20 protein-coding genes are annotated in these 22,610 nt (G+C 61.0%); 16 read left to right on the forward strand and 4 right to left on the reverse strand.

The window, feature by feature from the left end:
• Positions 1-7 precede the first annotated feature (7 nt).
• On the forward strand, positions 8-1,840 hold the full coding sequence (locus tag VSP_RS20095; RefSeq protein ID WP_009962939.1) for a DUF4340 domain-containing protein: 1,833 nt from the start codon (positions 8-10) through the stop codon (positions 1,838-1,840).
• Positions 1,841-1,948: 108 nt separating this feature from the next.
• Here VSP_RS20095 and VSP_RS20100 read toward each other — a convergent pair whose 3' ends face one another.
• Positions 1,949-2,455: a 3D domain-containing protein gene (locus VSP_RS20100; protein WP_009962941.1), complete on the reverse strand. Its 507-nt coding sequence runs from the start codon at positions 2,453-2,455 to the stop codon at positions 1,949-1,951.
• 501 nt (positions 2,456-2,956) lie between these two features.
• On the opposite strand from VSP_RS20100, the gene VSP_RS36420 reads away from it, so the two are divergent.
• The 7 genes from VSP_RS36420 (at position 2,957) to VSP_RS20140 (ending at position 11,348) form a co-directional block, all read left to right on the forward strand.
• Positions 2,957-5,140, forward strand: a complete 2,184-nt coding sequence (locus VSP_RS36420) for a DUF1549 domain-containing protein (RefSeq protein WP_009962943.1) — start codon at positions 2,957-2,959, stop codon at positions 5,138-5,140.
• A gap of 267 nt (positions 5,141-5,407) precedes the next feature.
• Positions 5,408-5,740: a YegP family protein gene (locus VSP_RS20110; protein ID WP_009962945.1), complete on the forward strand. Its 333-nt coding sequence runs from the start codon at positions 5,408-5,410 to the stop codon at positions 5,738-5,740.
• A gap of 310 nt (positions 5,741-6,050) precedes the next feature.
• Positions 6,051-6,584, forward strand: coding sequence for a hypothetical protein (locus tag VSP_RS20115; RefSeq protein ID WP_009962947.1), 534 nt, complete (start codon positions 6,051-6,053; stop codon positions 6,582-6,584).
• 155 nt (positions 6,585-6,739) lie between these two features.
• Positions 6,740-7,657: a universal stress protein gene (locus VSP_RS41165; RefSeq protein WP_081452622.1), complete on the forward strand. Its 918-nt coding sequence runs from the start codon at positions 6,740-6,742 to the stop codon at positions 7,655-7,657.
• Positions 7,658-7,731: 74 nt separating this feature from the next.
• Positions 7,732-8,733, forward strand: a complete 1,002-nt coding sequence (locus VSP_RS39735; RefSeq protein WP_009962950.1) for an SEL1-like repeat protein — start codon at positions 7,732-7,734, stop codon at positions 8,731-8,733.
• 48 nt (positions 8,734-8,781) lie between these two features.
• Positions 8,782-9,201 (forward strand): hypothetical protein, encoded by a 420-nt coding sequence (locus tag VSP_RS20135; RefSeq protein WP_009962951.1) that lies wholly within the window; start codon positions 8,782-8,784, stop codon positions 9,199-9,201.
• A gap of 65 nt (positions 9,202-9,266) precedes the next feature.
• Positions 9,267-11,348: an FAD-dependent oxidoreductase gene (locus VSP_RS20140; protein WP_009962952.1), complete on the forward strand. Its 2,082-nt coding sequence runs from the start codon at positions 9,267-9,269 to the stop codon at positions 11,346-11,348.
• A 46-nt stretch (positions 11,349-11,394) separates the two neighbouring features.
• On the opposite strand, the gene VSP_RS20145 is transcribed toward VSP_RS20140, so the two are convergent.
• Positions 11,395-11,811: a MarR family winged helix-turn-helix transcriptional regulator gene (locus VSP_RS20145; RefSeq protein ID WP_009962953.1), complete on the reverse strand. Its 417-nt coding sequence runs from the start codon at positions 11,809-11,811 to the stop codon at positions 11,395-11,397.
• An 82-nt stretch (positions 11,812-11,893) separates the two neighbouring features.
• On the opposite strand from VSP_RS20145, the gene VSP_RS20150 reads away from it, so the two are divergent.
• The 4 genes from VSP_RS20150 (at position 11,894) to VSP_RS36435 (ending at position 15,767) form a co-directional block, all read left to right on the forward strand.
• On the forward strand, positions 11,894-13,690 hold the full coding sequence (locus VSP_RS20150) for a chloride channel protein (protein ID WP_009962954.1): 1,797 nt from the start codon (positions 11,894-11,896) through the stop codon (positions 13,688-13,690).
• Entirely contained in the window at positions 13,659-14,249 is a 591-nt protein-coding gene (locus VSP_RS20160; RefSeq protein WP_157210979.1) for a hypothetical protein, read from the forward strand. Before VSP_RS20150 ends, VSP_RS20160 begins: the two co-directional genes overlap by 32 nt.
• Complete coding sequence (locus tag VSP_RS20165; protein WP_009962958.1) at positions 14,246-14,914, forward strand: class I SAM-dependent methyltransferase; 669 nt, start codon at positions 14,246-14,248, stop codon at positions 14,912-14,914. Before VSP_RS20160 ends, VSP_RS20165 begins: the two co-directional genes overlap by 4 nt.
• 76 nt (positions 14,915-14,990) lie before the next feature.
• Positions 14,991-15,767: an HPP family protein gene (locus VSP_RS36435; RefSeq protein ID WP_009962959.1), complete on the forward strand. Its 777-nt coding sequence runs from the start codon at positions 14,991-14,993 to the stop codon at positions 15,765-15,767.
• A gap of 188 nt (positions 15,768-15,955) precedes the next feature.
• On the opposite strand, the gene VSP_RS20175 is transcribed toward VSP_RS36435, so the two are convergent.
• A complete protein-coding gene (locus tag VSP_RS20175; protein ID WP_232289497.1) occupies positions 15,956-16,279 on the reverse strand; it encodes a Dabb family protein in 324 nt (107 codons plus the stop codon).
• 134 nt (positions 16,280-16,413) lie between these two features.
• Here VSP_RS20175 and VSP_RS20180 point away from each other — a divergent pair, with 134 nt between their 5' ends.
• Both VSP_RS20180 and VSP_RS20185 read left to right on the forward strand, forming a co-directional pair.
• Positions 16,414-17,997, forward strand: a complete 1,584-nt coding sequence (locus VSP_RS20180) for a glucose-6-phosphate isomerase (protein ID WP_009962961.1) — start codon at positions 16,414-16,416, stop codon at positions 17,995-17,997.
• A gap of 42 nt (positions 17,998-18,039) precedes the next feature.
• Positions 18,040-18,408, forward strand: coding sequence for a hypothetical protein (locus tag VSP_RS20185; RefSeq protein WP_198141198.1), 369 nt, complete (start codon positions 18,040-18,042; stop codon positions 18,406-18,408).
• On the opposite strand, the gene VSP_RS20190 is transcribed toward VSP_RS20185, so the two are convergent.
• Positions 18,409-19,740, reverse strand: coding sequence for a M14 family zinc carboxypeptidase (locus VSP_RS20190; RefSeq protein ID WP_009962964.1), 1,332 nt, complete (start codon positions 19,738-19,740; stop codon positions 18,409-18,411). It lies immediately after the preceding gene.
• Positions 19,741-19,831: 91 nt separating this feature from the next.
• On the opposite strand from VSP_RS20190, the gene VSP_RS20195 reads away from it, so the two are divergent.
• Positions 19,832-21,283 (forward strand): right-handed parallel beta-helix repeat-containing protein, encoded by a 1,452-nt coding sequence (locus VSP_RS20195; RefSeq protein ID WP_009962965.1) that lies wholly within the window; start codon positions 19,832-19,834, stop codon positions 21,281-21,283.
• 217 nt (positions 21,284-21,500) lie between these two features.
• Positions 21,501-22,571: a class II fructose-bisphosphatase gene (gene glpX, locus VSP_RS20200; RefSeq protein WP_009962966.1), complete on the forward strand. Its 1,071-nt coding sequence runs from the start codon at positions 21,501-21,503 to the stop codon at positions 22,569-22,571.
• The last annotated feature ends 39 nt before the right edge of the window (positions 22,572-22,610 follow it).

Here is a 22,610-nt window from a genome sequence, read left to right on the forward strand (position 1 = left end):
GCCTGATATGAAGCTTTCCACCACCCTCGTTCTGCTGCTCCTCGTGGGGGGGCTGATCGCCTACATCGCCGGGTACGAGCGCCATCTCCCCTCCACCACGGAACGGCTGGCCCGTGTGAACCGTCCCTTTGCCTTTGCTCCGGCAGACGCGGTGGACATCTCCATCACCACGAAGGATGGAACGCTGAAGCTACAGCGCAAGGGAGACAGTTGGCAGGCACAGGCCCCTTATCAGGATCGCGCCAATCCAGAATGGGTGGCCCAGCTTCTGAATTCGCTCAACGGCCTCGAATGGCGGGAGACCGTTTCCCGCAAGGACATGAGCAAGGAAGACTACAAGCGCACCGGCCTCGGCAATCCCGCAGCTCTTGAGGTGTCCGTATTGGGGGAAGGAGGCAAGGAACTCGCCCGCTGTCGGTTTGGCGGGAAGGCACCCTACGAAGAGTCGTTCTATGCCGCCCAGCCTGGCGAGAAACCAGACAAGAAGGGTGACGAACTGCTCCATGTCACCAAGTCAACGCTCCCCGCCCTGCTGTCCAAAAACGCAGAGGATTGGCGCGACATCAAGCTTGTCCGCTTGCAGCCTGACACCATCCATCGGTTCGTGCTGAGTGCAGGTACGGGGGCCATCGAGTTCACCCGCGAGAAAGGCAAACCCTGGCAACTGATCAAGCCGATACAGACAGCCGCCAGCGATGAACGCGTGAACGCGATCCTCGCCGCAGTCCTCAATATGGACGTCAAGCTGAATACCGCGTCGGATGGTGAGGCGAAGACGGCCAATCCGGCCCTGCCCCTCATGAAAGTCACTTTGGAAGCTGACGGTCAACCCGGCCCAGTGGTGCTCACCCTTCATCCCGTGGATGCCGGCCAAGAAGTACCCGCAGAGGTCACCAACCGCCCCGGCCGTTTCCTGGCTCCCCCCAAACTAACCGACTTCTGGCGGCTTCAGCCCAACCATCTGCGGGATCAACAGCTCGCCCGGATTCCCGTGGAAGGCGTCATCGGCGTGCGACTGCGCAGCCTGGCCCAACCTGAGGTGGTGCTGAATCGGGAATCGGGAGCCTGGAGTCTCAAGCGTTTCGGCAAACAGGAACCCGGAAATCAGGAGCGCATTCAGGCGCTGCTGGACGGTCTGAATGGCACCCAGGTGCGCGCATTTGTGACAGACAACGTCACCGCCAATCTAGGGCCCTACGGCCTCGATCAGCCTTTCCTGGAAATCGAATGGATCACCAAGGAGAGCTCCCGCGTGCTTCAGTTCGGACAGGGCGAACAAGGAGTGATCAGCGCCAAGTACCGGGGTGAGCCCACCATCGTTCAGGTGAGCCCGTTCATGCTGAGCATCTCCCCGCCTGAAACGCTGAAATGGCGCAGCGGCCGGGTACTCAGTGCCAACATGTTTGCCGTACAGCGGGTGGTGGTGGCGGAGGGCACCTCGCCGGCTCTCACGCTCAACTACGCATCGCTCAATGCCAGTTGGAGCGGCACACTGGCGGGACAAGACATCACCGCCAGGATCAACTCCGCTGCCGCAAATCAGCTCCTGAACCGGCTCGTCAACTTTGACGCCGTGGAGTGGAGCACCAACCGCACCGCCGCCATCGAGGCCTTGAAGAACCCCACGCTGACCGTTCAGCTTTTGCTGACGGATTTGGAAAAGCCGGGGGGCGAACCCCGCCCGGTCCTGCTCACCTTTGCCCCTGCGGCCTCAGTTCCCGGTCAAAAGCCCACCCTCTATCACGGCCGCATGAACGACGAACCGGACACCTTCATTGTGGATCGCGCCACGTATGAGGCATTGACCGCCCCCATGCTCAAGGTGGACGGCGAACAGTAGCGCCGGGCACAAGCTCAGCGCTAAAAACCGTAACGTGGCGGGACGACCGGATGGCCGCCCCGCCCAGTCACGCCCCGGGGTCCTTTCACATTACCGGGGCCACGGTCCTCAGACGTTGGGCGGTCCGCCCTCGATCTTCTGAATCATTTTCCGGATGTGGGACGCCTTCGTAGCGCGTGGCTTCATGATAGCGAGGCTCTTCAGGAAAGAGCCCCACTCAATCACTTTGATGTTTACTTTACGTACCCCCCACTGATCCATGGCAGCCTTGGAAGGCTTGTAGATGTCAATCGTCCCCGTGCCCACAAGCGCGGAGCCGTAATCATCTACCTCATAGACGCAAGGGTCGCCCTCAATTTGGAACTTTGTGCCCACGGGATACACTGACCAGTCCGCAGCGGCGCTGCGAACACTCCCGTATTTCAGGTTTCCGCCCGCGGCAGTTTTGGTGCCGTGCACGATGTGGTCGCTCTCGGTGTGGGTGTAAGCGGTGGTTCTCACATTGTGGATGCGCTGAACCCGCTGTGTCGGCGAGGCTGTCGTGTTTGTCGTGCCAATGCAGGCGGGGGAACCCGCGCAAAGCGCGGCCAAAGTGAGGAGGCTGGATTTCATCATAGGCGTGAGTACTGGCTACAAGGGCCACCGTGTGGTTAGGCCAACTCATTGTCCCCCATCAGTCGGGTCTGGACAATCCTAGGAACAGTCAGGGTGTTTACTGATGCCAGATGATAAAAATTTGCTCATACTTTGAACAAAACACCCCTTCGATTGTCCAAGCGACCCTTCCCACCCAATCCCCTGAATGCCAACCTTTTAGAGGCGAGCCCCCTACCGGAAAAATTGATAGTCTGACAACGCGAAAGCAGCCTCTGGAAAACGTCACCCTGCCAACCGCTTCGCTTACCAAAACAACCGGTCACGGGCGGGTAATTACATGAACCAAAACTGCGTCAGGCACCGCAGTACCGGCTGGGCAGGATCTGCCTCTTGGTGGACTTCCACCTTGCAGCCAGGCCAGATATTCCCTCTAATTCCAGAGGAGCCAGGGAGTTTTAGAATTGACCCCCTTGCCTTCCGCAAGTCCCGGCCCCCCATCGTTTTCGATTTATTACCGTCATGAAGACGTTCCGCCTCGTTTCTCTCGCGTGTTGTGTTCTGACGTCGGCCACCCTCCTTGCAGCGGACAATGCGCCGCGGGTCTGGACGGACAATCAGGGCCGGAAAGTGGAAGCCACCTTCATCAAACTGGAAAACGGCGCGGTGTACATCCAGACGGCGGCAGGCGTGATCTTCAACCTCCCCCTGGACCGGCTTTCCCTGGAAGATCAAGAACTGGCGAAGTCGTTGAAACCTTCGGCCACCTTGATGGGTCAACTCCCCGCCCTGGCCGACTCTGCCACGGTGGCCCAGGCTTCCGCACGCATAGACCAGCTTGTGGAGATGGGCTGGCAGAGAGAGAACCTGAAACGCAGCCAGCCAGCCTCTGGGAAATCTGCTGATGGAGAGCCCAAGGCCGTCCTGCCCCCCATCACAGGCAACCCAGCCGCCTCCGACGAGCAGTTCGTCCGCCGTGCTTATCTGGACATTGTGGGGCGGATTCCCAGCTACGAAGAGACAGTTACCTTCACCCGCAGCGGTGACGCTGACAAGCGCGCCAAGCTGATCAACAAGCTCCTCGACTCCGAGGGTTACGTCAGCCACATGTATAACTACTTTGCCGAGATGCTGCGGATCAAAGACGACTTTGAGCGCAACCTCGTCCGCGGCACGGCCTACAGCCAGTGGGTAAAGCAGAACCTGAGGGAAAACGCCCCCTGGGACCAGATGGCGTACCAGATGCTCACCGCCACCGGGAAGATGTGGAGCAACGGAGCGGCGGGATACATGCTGCGTGATGCCGGCATGCCGCTGGACAACCTCTCCTACACCCTGCAGTTGTTTCTCGGCACCGACGTGGCGTGCGCGCAGTGCCACGACCACCCGTTTGCCGACTGGACTCAGCGCCAGTTCTATGAAATGGCCGCCTTCTTCGGCAATACCGCCACCGAGATGGGTGCCGGCGACTTCCCAGGCGGAGATCCTGGAGAACGCCTCCTCAAAGAGGCCATGGCGCTGATGAAAAGCAAGGGGGTGGATGGCGAGCAGTATCGCGGCCTGCTGGGTGATGTGATCAATGCCAACAAGTTTGCCGTGGTGGATCGAACCGAAAACCGCCTAACCCTGCCCGGAGACTACAAATACAAAGACGGCAGCCCAGGAGAAAAGGTCTCGCCCAAACTCATCATGTGGAGTGCGGAAGACGCCAAAAATCCTGCCTATCTGCTGGCCTCCACGATCTCGGCCAACAAGGGTGCCAAGTCGCGCGAAGTCTTTGCCCGTTGGGCCACGCACCCTTCCAATCCCCGCTTTGCCATGACCATGGCCAATCGCCTCTGGAGCCGGGCCTTTGGAAAGGCGCTGACACCCTCTGTGTTGCACGTGGACAACCCCGATGAAGCTTACAATCCAGAGCTGATCAGACACCTGGCTGCCGAGATGGTCCGGCTGAAGTTCAACCTCAAGGAGTTCCAGCGCATCGTTTTCAATACCCGCACTTATCAACGTGAGGCAACGACGGTCGAACTGCCCATGGGCGCACCTTACTTCTTTCAAGGCCCCGTATTGCGGCGCATGACCGCGGAACAGGCGTGGGACTCCTACATGACGCTGCTTCTCGGCAATCCCGATAGCGTGAAGAATCCGGATGCTGACCTTTACGGTCGCTCGATGGATGTGAACCTGGCGACGGTAAATGCCCAGACGCTGCTCCAAAAGGTGAGCGTGATGAACTCCCTGGGAGCCCGCAACGAGGCCCGTATGGGTGCCACCCTCACCGACGCAGGCAGCAAGAACATGGATCCCACCAAGGTGATCGTGTTCGGCAACATGAAGCTCATGCGAGCTTCTGAGCTGGAACAGCCCGCTCCTCCCGGGCACTTCCTGCGAGAGTTTGGTCAGTCCGAGCGGTTCACCATCGACGGCGGGTCCAAGGACGGCAGTTCCCCGCAGGTGCTCATGATGATGAACGGTGCCGCCCAGAAAATGCTGACCAGCAAGGACTCCCTGATTGCCCGCAACATGGAGAAGGTGAAAAACCCGCCCGACAAGGTGGAGGTCGTATTCCTCAGCATTCTGAACCGGCATCCCAACTTCCGGGAGAAGGACATCGCCCGAAAAGCATTCGCCGCCGAAGGTGAAGCCGCCTACGGGAACATCATCTGGTCACTCATCAACGGCCGCGAGTTCAGCTTTGTGCAGTAGTTGGGACGACCGGACTACTCCCGAGGACCGCGCCCGGCGTAGTCCGATGGTCTCCATCAGCTCAGGTCGCCACGGGATCGCTCGTACAATCCCCCGCGCCCCTCCGCCGTGCCCAGCACGCCCACCGCATTTCACGCGCTTCCCCTCCGTTGCCTGAGCCGATCAGCACGGACCTACTCCCCCCTGCATTTTTCCATTGCTCCGAGGAACCGTTTTTGAGATGCTCATCACAGTGACTCGGCATTGAGCTTCACCCTCCTCATCCCTATGAGCTACGACCTGAAAAAGGACAAGTCCGGCAAGTTCACCTTCAATCTCAAGGCTGGGAACGGTCAGGTGATCCTCACCGGCCAAAGCTACGCCAGCAAACAGGGTGCCCAGGATGGCATTGCCTCTGTCCGCACTCACGGAGTTGACGACGCCAACTTTGAACTCAAGACGTCAGTTGCCGGGGAGCCGTTCTTTGTGCTGAAGGCCAAGAATGGCCAGATCATCGGCAAGAGCGAAATGTACAGCTCCACGGGGGCTCGCGACAATGGAGTGGCTTCAGTCAAGAATAACAGTTCCTCCACCACGGTCAATGACCTGACCGGAGCCTGAGAGAGCTCCACTGAATGCGCTTGGGATGGGGAAAACACTCCCCTCGCCTCCATCATGCACGGGCCTCCCACGACCCGGTAGCCACTGTATGCCCCTGGAGCAATCTCCTGGGAATTCTCTGATTGTACGCGGCTTCGATTCACCAACACCTTGCAAAAATTTCACAAGCTCCATCCAACATTTTTTGACAACGACATGCCTCATGGGAATATAGTCGAAAGCCCTATACAACATGAGACAATTACTAGATATCCAATTCACCTCGCCCCTCAGAAAGCGAACCAGCCAGGTTGTCAGAGCCCTTTTTGCCTTGGCGCTTGGATGGATCCCCCTCTCCATCCAAGCCCAGAGCTCCGCCCTTCCCTTTGATCGCGGGGTAAAGATTGAAGTGGTCGCCTCCAAACCTGCCCCGATCCGCGGGGGCGATTGGGATGACAAGACTCAAAAAATCACCCTTCGGCTCAAGTTCACCAACGTGGACACCCGCCAGAGCTACGAGGGCCACACCGCCGTCGTATCCGCCCTCGGACAGAGCGCTGCGGATCGGGACGTCCGCATTGTCTTCCTTCAGGAGAAGGTGGACCTGCCACTGACCCCTTTGAAAAGCTGCGAACACACCTGCAAAGAGATCGTCACCAAGTTTGACAAAACCGGCGCGAAGTTCGGATATGCTTACGAAGGGTGGGTCATCCTCGTGAAGGACGCGGCCGGGAAGGTGGTGTACACGAAGTCCACCTCCCCTTCACTGGAAAAAATGCCTGAGAAAGTGGAGCAGCTCGTGGCCGGAACCTGCTTTGACCGGAATCTGGCAGTCACAAGCGGAGACCCGGTTTACACCCGCTAAGCGTGATGGACCTCCGGCGTCCGATTTGGTAGTATGGAAAACCAACCTGCCAAGGAGGCCGCCATGAGTGTCATGCTCGTACCGTTGGACTTTTCTGATGTCACCTCTCGCGGGCTTGAGGTCGGAAAGGCGCAGGGTCTCTCCTTGACGTACCGTTGGACTTTTCTGATGTCACCTCTCGCGTGATCGGAGTGGCCACCCAGATGGCCAAAGCGACCCTCGAGAGCCCCTTGCTTCTTCACGTCAGCCCACCGGAGCCTCCTTACGTTGGGTACGAACCAGTTCCGGCTTCCACCCCGATTGCCGTCGAGGTGGATCCAGAGGCGGACCGACGACAGCTGGAACTGTGGCGGGAACGCATCACCGGGCTCAACAGCAACGTAGGCACGCTCCAAATGCAGGGACCTCCCGCGGAGCAGATTTTGGTTGCCGCAGAGGAACGACGCGCCCGGATGATTGTAATGGGGACCCACCGTCACGCCGCGATTCATGATGTGCTGCTGGGAAACGTCACCCATGGAGTGCTTCACCATGCACGCTGTCCCGTCACCGTGGTCCCGGCGGCACGCACCCATCTGAATCCCGCCACCGATGACCGCCTTATCCCGGGCACGACACAGATTCACTCCATCCTCGCTCTCGTGGATTTTTCTGATCTGACGAAGTCCGTCATGAAGCAGGCGGAGTTACTCGCCCTGGCGTTCGACAGCCGGGTCACCCTTCTGCACGTCATCCCGCCCGATCCATTGGTGGTTGATTTCGCCCCGCCTCCGGGCACTGAGACGGAGGCGGAGGCTTGTCGAGCCGGCCTGGACCTGTTGAGGAAACAACTGGAAAGTGCGGGCCTGGAAGCGGACATCCTGGAGGACACCGGGCCGGTGCTCGAAGTCGTGCGGCATCAAGTGGATAAACTGGCCCCGGATTTGATCATCATGGGCTCCCATGGGCATGGCGCGCTCTACAATCTGTTCGTCGGCAGCGTTACCGCCGGGCTCCTCCATCATGCCAGCTGTCCGGTGGTCGTCGTACCCCGGGCCACCTATGAGGACCCGGGAGTGACCCTGGCCTCCTAGCCTGCAGACCTCCCCTTGGGCAGACAGCGAGAGGCCAGCATTGTTTTTTGTCCGTTTCCATTCATACTGCACCCATGTCGCCGGGTGAGGCCCACGCAGCACTTGACCTCGCTCCCCCGTTCACACGGGAGCAATTGGAGACGGCTTATCACCACGCCCTGACTTTCTGGCACCCCAGTCATTTCGCAGACGACGAGGCAGCACTGGCGGAAGCCATGAATCAGACGATCCGCATCAATGAAGCCTACCAGTTCCTGCTCCGCCCGCCGGGAGAGGAAAAGTCCCCCCTGGCAACTGCCCGGAGGTTGACCCTCCCGACCGCCCCCGTTCTTGCGGAACCCAAGGTGGAGCAGATCCCACCCCGCATTCTTGGTCCCCGCCTGCGTCTGCCTCCTGCTCCTGTCGTGGCCGCCAGCCCTGCTTTCACCCCGGTTGGCCAGAACCGCACAAACTCTGGGGGATCAGGTGTGTTGACCCCTCGTACCCCCAGCGGCACGGCCTCCAGCTTCACGCCCATGCCTCCGCCGACGGCCGTCCGGCCTGCCCCTGCGCAGGTCCAGCCCTTTCGTCTCACCATGCCCTGGATGATCGGCATCGGCGGCGTCATCGCACTGATGATCTTTTGGAGCTTCACCCAGGCAGGCCTCACGAGTCGTCTGCGACGCCCTTTTTTCGGATCAGGTGCCCCCGCATCAGGTGACAGCCGCTCATTTTCAGCATCGCTACCTCCGCGCCCCACACGTCTGCCCGCGCAGTTTGAAGGGCTCTACCAACGGGCCACGGAAAATAACGACCCGGTGGCGCAGCGCAAGCTAGGGGACAACCTCCGGTACAGTGCCGCCTACGAGGAGTCCGAGCGCTCCCAGTCCACCGCTTGGTACCGCGTGGCAGCCAGCCAGGGCGACACCGAAGCCCAACGGCAACTGGGTGATGCCTACCGATTCGGCCTGGGCGTAGCGCCTGATATGAGCCAAGCCATCGCCTGGTACCAGAAAGCCGCCTCCAACGGGGACTCCAAGGCGCGCGAGGCCCTGAAAAAACTCAAGCCACAGGATCAAGCGCTCGGGTTGCCTTGACGGGAATGTTAGCATGGCCCGATGCGTTCCCGACCAGATTTGAGCCCCATGCTCGCTCGCTTGTTTCCAGTCTTCGCCAGCCTGGCTTTGCTGGCCGGTTGCGCCTCAAAAAAAGCTTGGCAGGCGGAAGGAGTCACGGAGTTCCGTGTGCTCAACACCAATTCCGAAAAGTGCGGCTCGGTGAGCGATCCGGAAAAAGTGCGCGAGTTGCTGGGTTGCTTCTCCCGGGCCACTCCTTCCCTCGATCCCAACGGACTAAGCCGCCCTTGGACCCACAAGGTGGACCTCGTGGGCACCAGTCCGGAGTGCGATCGCTGGCTCTATTCCGACCGTACCGGTGAGTTCGTCCTCCTGTCGGTCTATGGGACCTCGGTCAAGAAGCTCACCCCATCCGATCGCGAACGGGTGAATGAACTGCTGCCGAGGAAGGTGGAAGATCCCCTGGCTGCCCTGCGCACAGACGGATAATTCTTCCGGAGCCGGGTGTCCAAAAGCGGTGCGCATTGCCTTTATTCCTGCACTCACGCCGCATCATGAAACTCCTGCCGCTTCTTTTCCTCGCAGTCGCCGTCCCTGGGACGGTGTTCCCCACCCTACAGGCAGCCCCCACCATGGAGGCGGACGTCATCGTGTACGGGGCCACACCCGGCGGGTTCTGCGCTGCCATCGGGGCCGCCCGGGAAGGTGCCAAGGTGATCCTCCTGGAACCCACGGCCCATGTCGGCGGCGTGAATACCGGAGGACTCAGCTTCAGTGACTCCAACCAGACCGTGCGCAGCACGCTGAAGGGTCTCTTTGAAGAATGGCACCTCCGGGTGGAGAAGGACTACAAAGACCGCGGCACCACCCTCAAGTATGATGTGATGGTGAAGGACCATTCCGTATGGACCTATGAGCCCAGCGTCGCCGCCCGGGTCACTCATCAGATGCTGAAGGAAGCCGGGGTGCAGGTGCTGACCAAACGACAGCTTCAGAAGGTGCACAAAAACGGGGCCGCCATCCGTGAGCTCACCACCTCCGACGGCACGTTCAAGGGCAAGACCTACATCGACGCCACCTATGAGGGCGACCTCATGGCAGCCGCAGGCGTGGCCTGGACCATCGGCCGCGAGGGGCGCAAGGCCTATGGCGAAAGCCTCGCCGGCAAACAGTACCCGAAGGCCAAGATGCCCATCTCCGGCCTCAATGACCAGGGCAAGCCCCTGCCGCTCGTCACCACCACCGATGCCGGCCCTGAAGATGAGGGGGACAAGAATGTGATGGTGTACAGCTTCCGCCTCTGCCTCACCGGGAACCCCGCCAACCGGGTGCCGTTTCCTGAACCGGTCAACTACGATCCCGCACGGTTCGAGGTCGTACGCCGCTACTTCCAGGCCACGATGAATGCACCCCTCCTCTGGGACCTGTATCCCCTGCCTGGTGAGAAGTTCGATGCCAACAACGGCATTGGCAAACAGTTCTCCATGGGCCTCGTGGGTGCCTGCAACGGCTGGAGCGAAGCCAGCCCCGCCGAGCGCGAGAAGATCTGGGAGGCTCACAAGCAATACACCCTGGAGCTGTACAAGTTCCTCACCACTGATCCTGCGGTGCCGGAGGCACATCGCCGCCAGCTTGCAGAGCTGGGTCTTTGCAAAGATGAGTTTGCCGACTATGGCCACTGGTCACCCCAGCTCTACGTTCGAGAAGGTCGCCGCATGAAGGGGATGTACTGCCTCACGCAGGCCGACATTCAGGAGAAGCCGGCCAAGGACGACGCCATCGCCGTCTCCTCGTTTCCCATCGATTCCCATGACTGCCAGCGTGTCGCCCTGCCGGATGGAGGAGTCATCAATGAAGGCACCATCTTTCCGGTGCGTCTGGAAGGCCGTCGTCATGGTCCCGCCTTCCACATCCCCTACCGCAGCATCCTGCCGCAGAAGGCGGAGTGCACGAACCTGCTCGTGCCCGTGGCCCTGTCCTGCACCCATGTGGCGATTTCCTCGATCCGCGTGGAGCCCACCTGGATGACGATCGGCCATAGCGCCGGGGTGGCGGCCGCCCTGGTCGCCCGGAGCCAGTCCCCGGCCCAAGATTTGCCGTATGCGCAGCTTCGCGAGCGCCTGCTGGCCCAGGGTCAGGCCCTTGATCTTCCCATCCTGCCCCCCCTGCCACCCGCTCCGATGGTCCCCGTGAGCATCGACCCGGCCACGCTGCCAGGCGTGGTGCTGGATGACTCCCAGGCGGAACTGACCGGCACCTGGGACCGCTCCAGCAGCTTCAAGCCCCACGTCGGGCGGGGGTATCTACACGACAATCGCCGTGGTGACGGCCAGTCCACCGCGGTCTTCCGGGTGAAACTGTCGAAGACAGGGCGCTACGATGTGCGCATGGCCTACTCCCCACATGCCACCCGCGCCACCAAGGTGCCGGTGATCATCAAATCTGGCGGGGCAGAAACGCGGCTGACCGTGGATGAAACGCAACCACTCGATCCAGGCGGTGCCTTTCGCAGCGTCGGTCAGGTGGACCTGACAGGCGACGGGACCCAGGAAACCACCATCACGATTTCCAACACGCAGACAGAGGGGTTTGTGATCCTCGATGCGATTCAGCTTTTGGAAGCATCAAAGAAGTAGCCTGCACCAGGGTCCGGACTCCTCGAACCTCTGGACACCGCCCGCATCACTCGTCACTCAGCAACCCGAGGATCCTGCGCAACTCCGGCCCAATGCGCCGGAGTTGCTCGCGATGGACAGACGCAAGCTTGCCCAGCAGCTCCTCCCCTCCCTCCGTGAGGCGGATGAGCACCTGCCGCCGGTCATCCTCAGAGGGCTCCCGGCTCACCATGCCTTCACCCGCGAGACGGTCCACCAGCCCCACTGCGCTATGGTGCTGCACCTGCAAACGCTCGGCCAACTCTCCCACGGTCGCCCACTCCCGCCCGGGATAGCCCTTGATCGCCAAGAGCGCCAGGTACTGCTGAGGAGTCGTTCCCTCAGACTTGGCCGCCTCTTCGCTAAAGCGCAGGAACTGCCTCAGGGAGAACCTGAAAGCCGCCAGCGTTTCATATTCGCGTTTGGTGAGTTTGGACGCCGCCATGGGGCAGCAGCATGCACCGCTGATCGCACTCTCGCCAGTGGTTGTTGACATATATCGCACTACGATATATGTAACACTCCTTATGCCGTCCGCCCGCCCTTTCTCCCCCGCAACCGTGCATCGCCTGCCGCAAACAGGGGCTCATCTTTCGGACTACCGCATTTCTCACCGGGTGCTGGTGCTCTGCGCCCTGGCAGTGCTGGCGGCCGGCTTGAGCACCGTGGCGGCGGCCATTCTCGTCTGGCTGATCAACACGATCACCAACCTCTGCTTTCATCTCACGTGGTCCTCAGCCGAGGCCTCGCCATTGGGACACGTGTGGGGTTACTGGGTCGTCGCCGTGCCGGTGGCAGGAGCCCTGATCATCGGGTTCATGGCTCGCTATGGCTCGGACAAGATCCGGGGCCACGGCATCCCGGAGGCTCTGGAAGCGATTCTGCATGGTCGGAGCCGCATCCATCCCAAAGTGGCGGTGCTCAAGCCAGTGTCTGCCGCCATCTCCATCGGCACCGGTGGGCCCTTTGGAGCAGAAGGTCCGATTATCATGACCGGAGGAGCTCTAGGCTCCATCCTAGCGCAACAGTTCCATCTGAGCGCTGCGGAGCGGAAGACGCTGCTGGTGTCAGGTGCTGCCGCCGGCATGACCGCCATCTTTGGCACTCCCGTGGCGGCCGTCCTGCTTGCCGTGGAGCTGCTCCTGTTTGAGTGGAAACCGCGCAGTCTCATCCCGGTGGCCGTCGCTGCGCTCGTGGCCGCGTGCCTGCGCCCAATCTTCCTGGGGGCCGGTCCGGTGTTTCCCGTGTTGCCCCACGTGGGACTCTCCGGAGAGGAGATGGGCTACGCCGGGGCTTTGGGAGTTTTGGTGGGGCTGGGTTCCGGCATCGTAACGACACTCGTGTATGCTGCGGAGGATGCCTTCAAAAAGGTGCCCCTTCACTGGATGTGGTGGCCTGCCATGGGGGCCGTGTTTGTGGGCATGGGTGGACTCATCGAACCTCGCGTGCTCGGTGTGGGCTACGAGACCATCCACCACACCCTGCGCGGAGAGCTGGCCGGGCACGTGCTCCTCAGTCTGGCGGTGCTCAAGGCCCTCGTCTGGGCGGTCGCCCTGGGTTCCGGCACCTCCGGCGGGGTCCTCGCCCCTCTGCTCATCCTGGGCAGCGCCATGGGCGCGTTTCTGGGGCACTGGATCCCTGCGGGGGATGTTCCCCTCTGGGCGCTGGTCGGCCTCGCGGCCATGATTGGCGGCACCATGCGCGCCCCCCTCACCGCGATGGTTTTCGCGGTGGAGCTTACCCATGACTTCAACGTCATGCCCGCCCTTCTGGCAGGCAGCATCGCTTCCTTCGCCGTCACCGCCCTGTGGCTGCGCCGCTCCATTCTCACAGAAAAGCTCGCCCGCCGCGGTCAGCACATCACTTGCGAGTACAGCATCGACCCCTTTGAACTGGCCCGCGTGCAGGATGTCATGGATACCCAGGTGCCGACCGTCCCCAGCACGATGAAACTCCAGGAGCTCGCCAGACGGATTGCGGCAGGCGATCCCATCTTGGCCGGGCATCAGGCCACCCTGGTGCTCGATCCAGAGCAGCGGCTCAAGGGCATCGTCACCCGCGGAGACATCATCCGGGCTCTGCCAGATGCGGCAGAGAACGAGACCCTCACGGTGGAGGAGGCGGGATCAAGCCCTCTCACTGTCACCTACCCAGACGAGCCTCTGGCCGACGCCTTGAATCGCATGCTGGCCCAGAACATCGGGCGCATGCCCGTGGTGGAACGCGAACGCCCGGATCACCTGATCGGCTATCTGGGGCGTAGCGCCATACTCTCTGCACGTCAGCGTCTTCATGACGAGGAGCACCTCCGGTCCATCCGTTGAACTCCGGCTATCTGCCTCAGGGAATCAATACCCAGACACCCACCTCACCCCCCCCAACCCACACCTCCAAACCCATGCTCGTCCTCAAAGTTATGATCCTGAAGACTGCCATCGCCGCCGCCGCCGGGTGGACCATGCTGGCACTCCTGTGAAGGCTCGCGACACTCCACGCTTCCGCTACCTGCTGGATCCCCTCTTTCTGGTGGGATGCACTGCCTATGCCTTGAACCGTTGGCTCATCAAACCCCAGGTGGGCGTGGAGTTCATCTATTATCAATTCAATGACCTGTGGGTGATCCCCTGCGCGCTGCCGCCGGTGCTGTGGCTGCACAGGGTGCTGGGACTGGGGGCCCCACAAGCCATGCCCACCAGCGGGGAAATCATCTTCCATCTCCTGCTCTGGTCCGTCTTCTGCGAATACATCGGCCCCCGGTTCATGCCCCACAGCGGGAGTGACTGGCGGGACGTGCTGGCCTATAGTGCTGGCGCGCTCGTCGCCGGTCTGTGGTGGCACCGTCACCGATGGCTCCCGCGGCGGCTCTGGACTCCCCAGCCATGAGTTTTGACATTCTCGCCCCGGTTTACCGCTGGATGGAACTCCTCCTGGCGGGCCGCAAGCTCCACCGTTGCCGCTGCGCCTTCCTGGAGGAGGTGCCTACCCCCCAGCATGTCCTGATGCTGGGCGAAGGTCATGGCCGGTTCCTGGTGGAGTGCCTGAAGAAGTTTCCTAATACTCATGTCACGTATCTGGATGCCAGCACCGGCATGATTGAGCAGGCGATGAAGGCGCTGCGACGCCATCGGTTGACGGCAGACCGGGTCACCTTCATTCACGCGGATGCCCTGGCGTGGCAACCACCGAGAAAGACCTACGATCTGATCGTCACCCATTTTTTTCTGGACTGCTTCCGCCCGGAGCAGCTTCAGCACCTCATTCCAACCATCGCCTCCTCTGCCCCCCCGGCCGGGCATTGGCTGGTGGCGGACTTTCAGGAGGCACCCGCCGGCTGGCAGAAGATTCGCAGCCAGCTCATTCTGGGATTGATGTACTGGTTCTTCCGCACAGTGACAAGGCTTCCCGCCCGTCGCCTGACCTGTCCCGATCCGCTGCTACGGCAGGCTGGCTTTCAGCTCCAGGGGGAGCAGGTATTCGAGTGGGGGCTTCTCCGCAGCACCTGCTGGAAGCAAGTACCATCCTCCAGGACGCCCTCACCCGCCGCCTGAGCCGCAAGCACGGCCACCGGCAAACCCGGGTTCACGAGAACCCGTCATCCTCCCCTCGTTGTCCCCTCAAGTCCCCATGTCATCATTCAGAGCATTCCTAGGTGTCGAGCTCAACCCTGTCAGCCCGCGGGAGAAAGCTGTCTCGGCGGCAGGTGGGTTTATTTCCATTATCCTCCTGCTCGTCATCACGGAGTCCACGCTCCATCTTTCAGGTGCCGCGGCGGTCATTGCCTCCATGGGGGCAAGCGCTGTGCTTCTCTTTGCCGTGCCGCATGGATCCCTTTCCCAACCGTGGCCCGTGATTGCCGGGCATGGATTCTCTGCCTTCTTCGGTGTGCTGTGCGCCCGGGCGATCCCCAATCACTATGCGGCAGCGGCAGCGGCGGTGGCATTGGCCATCCTGGCCATGCACGTCTTCAAGTGCATCCATCCTCCCGGCGGTGCCACCGCCCTGACGGCCGTACTGGGCGGTCCGGCCGTGCAGGCGCTGGGCTACAAGTTTGTCATCTTTCCCGTCCTGGCCAATGCCGTCACCATGGTCACGATTGCCATCCTGTTTAACGCGCTGTTCGCCTGGAGGCGCTACCCTGCTCTCTTCAACCGCCCCGCCGTGACCGTTCCGGCCCCCACGACCCTGTTGCGGGACGACACTGCCATCGCGACACCGGCTCCCAGCCACGAGCAGATCGTGCAGGCCCTCCGGACGCTCGACTCTTTTGTGGACATTACCGAGGAGGACCTCATCCGCCTGGTCCAGATCCTTCGTCAAGACATCACCCCCGAACGAGGCACGCCTGCGGCAACGCAAAGCTCAGGTCTCGACCTGGCATCCATGAGACATCTTCGCGGCTGAGGCCCTGCCAGACACTCTGCCCCGTCCGCATGAAATCATTTCATCGCGTCAATGAAGGAGTCTTTCTTGACTCCCTGCCGCCAGCTCCAGTTCCTCCACCTGCACACCAAATCACAAAGAAGGCGGGCCTTCCGGACCCGCCTCCAAATACTCAAACCTGACGGCGACGATACCGCCGGAGATTCAAGCTACTTCTGCGCGACAAAATCCACCACCAACACCTTGTCGATGAGGCCCTTGAGTTTGCTGCCAAACTCCTTGTGCGCCGGGTGGGGCAGATACACCTCCAAGCCAGCTTTGTCCTTGAACGTCACGAAGAAACAGTGGGTGAAGCCTTCGTCTTTCCCTTCCGGGCTTACGTTGGTGCCCCATTCAAAGTCGGTGATGGTGTTCACCTGCTTCGGCAGCTCGCGGAATGCCTCTTCCACCGCCTTGATTTGCTCTTTGGAAGCAGTGTCTTTGAACTTGAACAAGACAACGTGGCGGTAGGGGGCATCAGCAAAGGCAGACATGGCGGTAAGGGTGGTGAGCAGAAGCGCAAAGAAGAGTGCTTTCATTCCCCAATTCTCACCAGATGCCCTCCGGGGTCAAGCAGTGCTTCCATTCGCCCTTGCACCCGGTTGCAATCCTGCTTACATCGGCCCCAATGAGTCTCTGGCAGCGTTTTCAATCCAACTTCGTCCGCTATTCTGACCTGGGCATCACGCTCGACATCAGCCGGATGAATTTCGGCGATGACTTCTTCACCAAGATGGCCCCTCTGACGGAGAGGGCTGTGGCCGACATGAAGAAGCTCGAGGCGGGCGAAATCGTCAATCCCGACGAAGGTCGCATGGTGGGGCACTACTGGCTCCGCAATGCCAAACTCGCCCCCACTCCGGAGTTGCAAAAAGGCATCGAGGACGACATCGCCGAGAGCAAGGCCTTCGCCGCCAAGATACACGCTGGCGAGATCACCACAGAAAAAGGCGGAAAGTTCACAAAGCTGCTCGTGATCGGCATCGGCGGCTCCGCTCTGGGCCCGCAGTTCATGCGTGACGCCCTTGTGGATTCCTGGACCGCCCCGCTGCAGACCTGGTTCTTTGACAATACCGACCCGGAAGGCATTCAGCGCGTGTTCAGCGAGATCGGAGAAGGTCTTGCCGAAACGCTCACCGTGGTGATCTCCAAGTCCGGTGGCACGCCCGAAACCCGCAACGGCATGCTCGAAGCGCGGGCCGCCTATGAGCGCGCCGGGTTGAATTTCTCCAAGCATGCGGTCGCCGTCACCGGCACGGCGGCCAACAACATCAGCAGCAAGCTGGAAGCCTACGCCACGCAGAACAACTGGCTGAAGATCTTTCCCATGACGGACTGGGTAGGCGGTCGCACCTCCGTGATGCACACGGTGGGCCTGGTGCCCATGGCCTTGCAGGGTGTGGACATCGACTCCCTCCTGGCTGGCGCTGCTGCCATGGACGAGAAGACCCGCTCCCTCCCCGTGGCACAGAACGTCTCCATGCTGCTGGCTCTGATGTGGCACCACGCTGGCGGCGGCAAGGGCACGAAGGACATGGTCATCCTTCCCTACAAGGACCGTCTGGTCCTGCTGAGCAAGTACCTCCAGCAACTCGTCATGGAGTCGCTGGGCAAGGAACTGGATCTGGATGGCAACAAGGTCAACCAGGGCATTGCGGTGTACGGCAACAAGGGATCCACCGACCAGCACGCGTATGTGCAGCAGCTTCGCGATGGCGTGAACAACTTCTTCGCCACCTTCATCGAAGTGCGCAAGGGCTCCGACGCAGCTCAGGTCGAAGTAGAACCGGGCACCCGCTGCAGTGACTTCCTGCAGGGCTTCCTTCGTGGCACGCGCAAGGCCTTGTTTGAGAACGGACGCGAGTCCGTGACCATCAGCATTCCAGAGGTCACCCCCTTCACCGTGGGTGCCATCATCGCCCTCTATGACCGTGCGGTCTCCTTCTATGCCAGCCTGGTAAACATCAATGCCTACCACCAGCCAGGAGTGGAGGCGGGCAAAAAGGCGGCTGGGGTGTTCCTCACCCTGCTCTCCCAGGTGCGTGAACAGCTTGTCAAGGCAGGCAGCGGCACCGCCCCTGCTATCGCCGCCCCGCTCCAGGCCGATGTGGAGGACGTCTATCACTGCCTCACTCACCTCGCGGCCAATGACGCCCAAGTGTCCGTGACTCTGGGTGGCAGCCCAGAGGAAGACCAATTTTCATCTCGCTGAGCGAAAGTTCATGCTGGAACTTTCTTTCTGCTCGATTGAAAATTGGAAATGTTAAATGAGGCGGTGCTGGCAGTAGTCCCGGGTGGCGAGGTGGAGAATTTCCCCCTCGCCTATCAGCTTGCGTGCATTGTATTCACGGGGTTGTTCCTCTGGACCTTCAGCATCGCCCGCGATCCTCGGGGGTGGCGCCGCCTCTATCAGTCGCGGTTCAGCCGCGCAGAGGAAATTTCCGTGAATCGCAACAAGCGGCTGGACGAGGTCATCAAGCGCTATGCCCTGATCATTGCCATGTTCTTTCTGGTCACGGACGTGGCCGTCTTCGTTCTGGGCATCACCTATCAGCATCGCCACACGCCGCACGAGATGACCAAGGAGGAACTGTTCCGCGCTCAGGAGCTGGACAAGTACTGATCACGGACTTCGCTCCTGGAGATGGGATCCGAGCGCCTTCGCCAGAGCTGCCCCTACGTCCCGATACCCCTCCGTGGTGCTGCTGGCCGTATTCCAGGGAGTCTCCAGACACAGGGCCACAGTCTTCGCATTACCGTTGGCCTGCACCCAGTTGCCGCTGATCTGCCGCCACAAAGGATGGTATGAGGAAGCCGTGATCTTGGGCTCTGCCAGCATGGGCATCACTGGCTCGATCTCCGTCCTGGCGAGTTTCAGGAAATCCGCCTTGAAGGCCTTCGCCTCCGGTTGAAGCAACTCCAGGGCAGGAGCGTAGAAGAAGGCCTTCAGATCCCCCGGAGCCGGGTTATGTAAATCGAGGAACACATCCAGCCTTCCCTCGGCCGCCAGGCCCTTGAGAATCTTCTGGGCGGCGGCCACCTCATTCCAGTTGGGCTTCTCACTCCAGTCGCGGTTGTGATCCTGCGGGAGCGCATCCTTGCCCCCATTGCCCGTGGCGGCGTTGTCCACATCCATCACCGGCACCACATAGATCTCCGCATTCTGCCGGAGCCAGGCAGCGCCCACATCCGCACTCATGACCCACTCCACGAACCCCTGGCAAACCCAGCTGGATCCGGACTCCCACGCATGCTGGCGGGCGTGTACCCACACGCCGAAGCGCCGCTCCGGCACCCGGTCCCCTTCACTGATCCTCAGCATGGGCACCCGCCGCCCTTCCCGGGAGCGACAGAGTTCCATCTCCTCTGCCATCCGATGTTCTGAGCCGGTCTGTCGCACCCACTCCTCTGCCTTGGCCGGGGAGTAAGGCGGCCCCCACGCCACCAGTACCCGTCCGCTGGCAGAGGCACTGCCAGGCGGAAGTTGATACTCCATCTGCCCCTCTGCTCCCTTCTTGCCAGATTGTGTTTGCCGCCAAGTCTTGCCATCGGGCGACCAGGCCGCTCGCAAAGGCATGGCCCATGCTGCTGAGAGGGGCTTCGTCAAAGGCCCGCCCGCCCCTTTGGCCACCACAGCATCACTTCCCGACAACTTCAACGTCAGCGGCTGGTCCGGCTTCACGCCGGCAACCCGGAAGTACCACCAGCAGGGCCAGCCGCGTTCCGCCTGCCCGCCCGGCATAAACCTGACTTCCTGAGTACCGGCATCCAGGCCCAGCACTCTCACCGACGCTCCGTCAAAGTCCGTCTCAACCTCCAATGCATGGCTCGGAACCATGCCCATGCACAAGAGCAATGCTACCGCTAAACCACCCGCCAAAAGCGTCTTCATGCCCGCGAGCATAAGCTGTTCCTCCACCGCCTGACAAGAGCCGAACTTGAGATGGCGACTCATCGAGTGATGACAAAAATACCAGTACCGTCCCCTATCGCATGCAACACTCCTCTGCATTCCCCGTAGGTACAGGCTTCCCATCACCCGACCCATGAAGATGCCTTACACCGCCCCCTCTTTTTGTCTCTTGATCACCAGTCTGATCCTGCTTGCGGTCGCTCCCCTCATCCACGCGGAGGGTGGCAAATCCGTGCGTGATTTCGGAGCGGTGGGTGATGGCAAGGCCGACGACACGGCTGCCATTCAGAGGGCCGTGGACAGCGGGCTGGGCTCGATCGTGCTGCCCAAGGGCAATTACCTACTTACCAAGACCATCACGGTGGATCTGGACAAGACCGGATTCACCTCGCTCGTCAGCGATGGCACTGGCAGTCTGGTCATGACGGCGGGCGGGCCAGCACTCCACTTTGTCGGCACTCACTTGACGGGCTCCGCAGATCCCAAAAGCTTCCAGGAAAATGTCTGGCAAAACCAGCGCATGCCCATGGTGCGAGGGGTCGGCATCACGGGCACCCACGCTGAGGCCGATGGCATTCAGGCGACAGGTGTGATGCAACTCACCGTCAGCGAGACGAACATCCACCGCGTGCGCCATGGCATCCGGCTCACCACGCGCAACCGCAATGTCCTGATCGCCAACTGCCACATCTACCACAACACGGGGTGCGGAATCTTCTATGACCACGTGAACCTGCACCAATCCAATATCGTGGGCAGCCACATCAGCTACAACGCCCAGGGTGGCATCGTCTTCAAAGGTGGCGAGGTGCGCAACGTCCATATCGGCACCTGCGATATCGAGAGCAACATGACCGCGGACACCACTCCCACCGCCAACATCTTGATCGACTCCTCCGAAGGCAGCACAGACGAGGTGGCCATCACCGGCTGCACCATCCAGCACAACAGCAAGTCACCGGGCAGCGCCAACATCCGGGTGCTGGGCAAGGGCGTCACCAGTCTCAAAAACAGCACCTCCACCCAGGAGGGGCACATCACCATCACGGGCAATGTCTTCAGTGATGTGATGGTGAACATCCATCTGGACAACGCCCGCGGAGTAAACATCACGGGCAACACCTTTTGGGAAGGATTTGAGCACGATCTCCTGGTGGAAAACAGCCAGTGTGTAGTGGTGGGGCCCAACGACTTCGACCGGAACCCCCGCTACGTGGTGAATGGCAACTGGTCCAAAGACCTGAATGGCCTGACCTTCCGCAACTCAGCCGACTGCAAGCTGAACGGATTGCTGGTGAAGGGAGTCTGGCAAAAGCCAGCCGCCGTACGCCTGGAGAAGTGTGACCGCTTCACCGTCACAGACTGCAGCATCTTCGACTGCGACAATATTGGACTCTGGTTGAAGGACTGCACCCGCACGCTGGTCTCGGGCTGCGTCATTCGTGATGATCGGGAAGGAGAGGCCAGAAAAGGCACCCTCTCCCTCCGGGTGGAGGGCGGTCGTGAAAACCGGGTCCGCGACAACATCGTGGCCAACGGTCTCAAAGTTGACGAAGGGGCCGGCGTGGTGCGCAACAACGACTGAGAGCGAGTCTCGGTTCACGGTAACTACAGCAGGTCTCATCATCGCTGGAGGTGCGCCCCCCTCTCCCAGCAGGGAGCGGACCGCCCCCGGAGTGTCTTTCTAGCGCCCCGGGATCGACACCGCACCTCCCGCTTCTGCGTGACAAGAAAGCTGAGATTGGTCATCTGCGCCGCTGCACATCTATGCTTTAATCAGTGCCAGCTTCCCATTTCAGCCCATGCAGCCCACCGACCTTCCGCCTCTTCGCAGTTCACAGGACCTGGAACGCATCCTGGAGTTTGAGTTCGTACGAGCCACGGAAAACGCGGCCCTCCAAGCCATTCACTGGCTGGGGCGTGGGGAGAAGGAGAAGGCCGATGCCGCTGCCTGCGCCGCCATCGCGGGTGTCTTCGATATTCTGGACATCCGTGGCGAGGTCGTGATTGGCGAGGGCATCAAGGACAATGCTCCGGGGATTTTCGTGGGGGAACAACTCGGCACCTGGCGCAATGGCAGCCCACGTTTCAACATCGCCCTGGACCCGATCGATGGCACCACCAACATCGCCAAAGGCCTTCCCAACAGCATCTCGGTCATGGCCGCCGCCCAGGTGCCGGATGGAGCGCCCAATGTGATGAAGAGCCTCCCCAGCTTCTACTGCCACAAGATCGCCTACGGTCCGGCCGTAAAGAAGGCCCTGGCTGAACAGGGCACCCGCAGTTTCCTGGACATGCCTCTTAAAGAGGTGCTCAGCTTTGTGGCCGAGGTGCTGGGGAAGCGCATCAGCGATCTGGTCGTAGTGACGATGGACCGGCCCAGGCACGGTGAGATCTTCCGCGAGATCCGCGAGGCGGGTGCCGCGATGCGCATGATCTCTGATGGCGACATCACGGCGGCGGTCGCCCCGTCCCTCCCCGAATCAGGAGTGGATCTCTATATTGGCATGGGCGGCACCCCGGAAGGCGTGCTGGCCGCAGCGGCGCTGAAGTGCCTGGAAGGCGACATGCAGCTCCGGATGTGGTTTCACAATCAGGAGCACCATTCCGAGGTGGCCGCACTCGTGACTCGCGAGGAACTGACAAAAGTCTTCTTCGTGGATGACCTGGTCTTGGGCGAAAGCGCCCTATTCTGCGCCACAGGCATCAGCGACAGCTCGCTCCTGCCCGGTGTGAAGCTGATTGGCCATCGGGCCGAGACGCACTCCATTCTCATGCGAGCCCGCAGTGGAACGGTGCGCCACATTCATGCGACCCACCAACTGGACAAAAAAGTCATCCCCTTGCGAGAATCATTTATGAAACTCGCCTAAGATCTGGCATTCGAGTTCGCGAAAGTTTCTCGACATCAC

The sequence above is a fragment of the Verrucomicrobium spinosum DSM 4136 = JCM 18804 genome, assembly GCF_000172155.1.
In the GTDB taxonomy this organism is placed as follows: Bacteria; Verrucomicrobiota; Verrucomicrobiia; order Verrucomicrobiales; family Verrucomicrobiaceae; genus Verrucomicrobium; species Verrucomicrobium spinosum.